Origin of the sequence: Methylobacterium oxalidis (assembly GCF_007992195.1) — a bacterium.
Lineage (GTDB): Bacteria > Pseudomonadota > Alphaproteobacteria > Rhizobiales > Beijerinckiaceae > Methylobacterium > Methylobacterium oxalidis.
The window spans coordinates 1-3,529 of sequence record NZ_BJZU01000227.1; the positions used below are offsets into that span (position 1 = coordinate 1).

At 73.4% G+C, this 3,529-nt stretch carries 3 protein-coding genes; 2 read left to right on the forward strand and 1 reads right to left on the reverse strand.

All coding sequences use genetic code 11. The features are described 5' to 3' along the window. Positions 1-458: 458 nt before the first annotated feature. Positions 459-998, reverse strand: coding sequence for an NUDIX hydrolase (locus tag MOX02_RS29805; protein WP_238179681.1), 540 nt, complete (start codon positions 996-998; stop codon positions 459-461). Between the two features lie 264 nt (positions 999-1,262). Between MOX02_RS29805 and MOX02_RS29810 the strand changes: the two genes are divergently transcribed. Both MOX02_RS29810 and MOX02_RS29815 read left to right on the forward strand, forming a co-directional pair. Beyond that, a complete protein-coding gene (locus MOX02_RS29810) occupies positions 1,263-1,649 on the forward strand; it encodes a hypothetical protein (protein WP_238179679.1) in 387 nt (128 codons plus the stop codon). Positions 1,650-2,049: 400 nt separating this feature from the next. Beyond that, positions 2,050-3,444, forward strand: a complete 1,395-nt coding sequence (locus MOX02_RS29815) for a TAXI family TRAP transporter solute-binding subunit (RefSeq protein WP_147029380.1) — start codon at positions 2,050-2,052, stop codon at positions 3,442-3,444. The last annotated feature ends 85 nt before the right edge of the window (positions 3,445-3,529 follow it).

A 3,529-nucleotide genomic window follows, 5' to 3' on the forward strand; every position in this document is an offset into this window, starting at 1 on the left:
GCCGGCAGACCAGGGTCACGTTGTGACCGGCCATCAGGAGCTTGGTACCGAGCAGGGAGCCGTACGAGGCTCCCAGGATCAGGATGTTGCGTGGCATGCTTTCCTCTCTAGGATTCTTATAACGCTTTATCGGGGCGCCGATGTAAGCCCAACGTCGATCGTGTTCAATTTACGCGACGACAAGAAGAGTCACCCAACCTGCATCTCTCGTGACGCCGGAACGACTGCTGCAAGCAGAGAGCATGTCTACCCATTCCTAGGATTCGAGCCGCGTCAACATGGGCTGAGCGCTGCTCTGACCGCTCGCGGCCGCCCCTGCCGTCGATGGCGGCAGTGAAGCAGAGAACGCAAGGCAAGCCAACAGCTTGGTTCGGACCACACCCAGGAGTTGCGGATGCCGGCCCGGGCGCGAGGGCGAGGCCCTCGATCAAGCCTCTACAATACGGCCACGCTCCGCGTCACCCGGCGTTGAGGCCGATCAGCATGAGCCCGACATGGCCCGCATGCGCGACCGCGCCCGTGAGGGCGAGCCGCACCGCCTCCGCGCGCGGGACGCGCAGCACCTCGATGTCCTCGGTCGGCTCGGGGCTGGCCGCGCCGGCGGTGATGCCGGTGGCCCGGACGAGGTGCAGCCGGTTGTCGTAGCGGGCGGGCTCGGGGCTCAGCGTGGTGAGGTGGGTCAGCGAGCCGCCCGTGAAGCCCGTCTCCTCGCGCAGCTCGCGGGCCGCCGCGGCGAGGACGTCCGTCTCGCCCGGGTCCATCATCCCGCCGGGCAGTTCCAGGCTCATCCCGCGCAGGCCGTGCCGGTACTGGCGCACCAGCACCACGCGCTCGTCGGCGTCGATCGCCAGGACGTGCACGAAGTCGGGGAATTCCAGCACGTAGTAGGGCGCGATCACCGCGCCCGAGGGCGCCGCGCAATCGTCGGCCCGGACGCTGATCCAGCGGTCGCGCAGCGGGTGCGCGGAGCCGCGCACCGTCCAGTTCCGATCCCGCACCGGCCTCCGTCCCTCCCTGCCGCGGCCCGAGGTTATTCGCGATCCCCCGCGGTGGCCGCCGCGGATCCCGCGCCGGACATCCCGCACCGAGCGTCCCGCCCGGGGGTCATGCTCAAGGGTCTTGCGCCGTCCCGGCGCGTTCCGCCAGCCCGCGCCGCGCGAATCGTCGAACCCGTCGCACCGCATCCGGGCCGGGATGGAAACGATCCGTTAACCATGCGGGTCCGATCCTGTCCCGTATCTGTCAAGGGGATTCGGATCACGATGTCGTCCCTTCCGCTCCGGCCTACGGCCACCGCCCTCGCGCGATACCCGATCCCGATCGAGCTGATCGCCGCCCTCTACCGCGCGGACGAGGAGAGCTTCGCGCGCATGACCGGCCGGATGCCGGAATACGGCCGCGCCCGCATCGCGGCCTACTGCGTCGAGCGGGAGCGCCTGCACCGCCTGGGCCTGAGGCTCGCCGGCACCTGCGGCGAGGCCGCGCTGATCAAGGCCGCCGGCCCGGAGGTCGGCGCCGCCCTCTTCGCGCACGCGCGCGACGAGCTCGCCGAGCCGCCGTCCGGCCAGCCGCAGCCGGTCGCCCCTTCGTGTGCGCCGGCGGCCGGCCACGCCGGGCTGGAGGCGTCGGAGCGTGCCCGCGCCGCCTGAGGCGGCGCGGCGGCTGCCCGGCTCGCCGGCCCTGAGGGTCCGGAAAATCCGCAGAATCAGTATGCCGGCCCTTGCGCGGTCCGAAATTTTGGTATTGTGTATGCCAGTGGCCCGTTAGGGACGCCCCGTGGAATCACCTGACCCCGCGAACCGCGTGTTCGCGGGGTTTTTTCTTGAACGCCGTCCGCCGGGCGCCGCTGCGCCGGGCGCCGCTGCGCCGGGCCTTCCGCCGGCTCGCCCGGCCGCCGTCAACGGCTGTTTCGAAATTTGAGTTCGCCGCGCGGGCTCCGCCCACAGCGAAGTCGGATGTCGGCGCAACCAATCCGGCCGCCGCCGTGTTGCGCACCGTCTGTCCGCGCGTGCGGACGAGCCGATCCCGGGGCCCGGGGCGAGGGCGGCGATGCCGAGAATGCCGATCAGCCGGGAGCTCGTCTTCCTCGTCGTCGCGGTGCTGCTCTCGGCCGCCGCCGGCGCCGCCTTCTACTGGTCGCGGGCGAGCACGCTCACCCTCGCCGTCGCCCCGAGCGGCGGCACCGAGCCCGCGCTGCTGCGCGCCTTCGCCGAGGGGCTCGCCGCCCGCGACAAGGGGGTCCGGCTCAAGGTCGTCGCCTTCGACGGGGTGCGCGAGAGCGCCGAGGCCCTGCGCCGGGGTGAGGCGGACCTCGCCGTGGTGCGGCCGGACGTGTCGCTGCCGCCGAACGGCCTCACCCTGGCGGTCCTGCGCGAGCAGGCGCTCCTCGTCGCGGCGCCGGAGAGTTCGGGGATCCGCGCCTTCCCGGACCTGGCGCGGCGGCGCCTCGGCATCATCGCCGAGCGCAGCGCCGACCGGACGCTGATCGGCGACGCCGTCGACCATTACGGGCTGAAGCTGCGCGCCGAGGCCGGCCCCGGCCCGCTGCCCGCCGACAGCGTGCTCCTGGTGCCGGTGGAGGAGGACGATCTCGGCAAGGCGCTCTCCGAGAAGCGGATCGACGCCGTCGCCCTCGTGACGACGCCGACCACCCCGGCGGCGCGGCGCATCGTCGGCCTCGTCCAGGCGGCGAGCCGCAACCGCAAGGTCGCCCTGTTCGGCGTCTCCGAGGGGGCGGCCCTGATCGAGCGCTTCCCGCGCCTTCAGGCGGTGACGGTGCCGGCCGGCCTGTTCGGCGGCAAGCCGAAGGTGCCTGAGGAGGACGTCGCCACGGTGGGCGCCTCCTACCGGCTGATGGCGCGTGCCAATCTCTCCCGCAGCACCGCGGCGGAGGTGACGCAGTACCTGTTCGAGATGCGCAGCGCGCTGGCCGACGCCCTGCCGGCGGCGAACGCTCTCCACGCCCCGAGCTACGACGCCACGGCCGCCGCCACCAGCGCGCGCCTGCCGATCCACCCCGGCGCGATCGACTATTTCGAGCGCGAGCAGGAGAGCTTCATCGAGCGCTACGAGACCTGGATCTACCTCGTCGCCTTTCTCGGCGGCGGCGTCGGCTCCGGACTGGCGTGGCTGCGCCAGCGCCTCTCCCGCCTGCGGCGCGAGCGCGTCGAGGTCGCCACCGAGCGCCTGCTGGAGATCCAGGCGGAGGCCCGCCGCGCCGAGGACCCGGCCCGCCTGCGGGCGCTCGCCGGGGAGATCGACGACCTCGCCGCCGAGATCGTCCGCCACGCCGTCGACCGGCCGACCGAGCCGCGCACCATCAGCGCCGCCGCGATGGCGGTCGACGCGGCCCGCTCGACGGTGCGCCGGGCCGGCGAGGGCGACCCGCCGCGCCCCGGCACGCGCGACCTGCGCGCCGTCCCCTCGGCCCCCCGCGGAGCCTGATCGCCCCATCCCGGTCAGGCGGCCGCCTCGGTCGAGCGCGCCACCTCTCCCGCCCGGGAGGGGTCGCGTGCGCGTCAGCCGACCG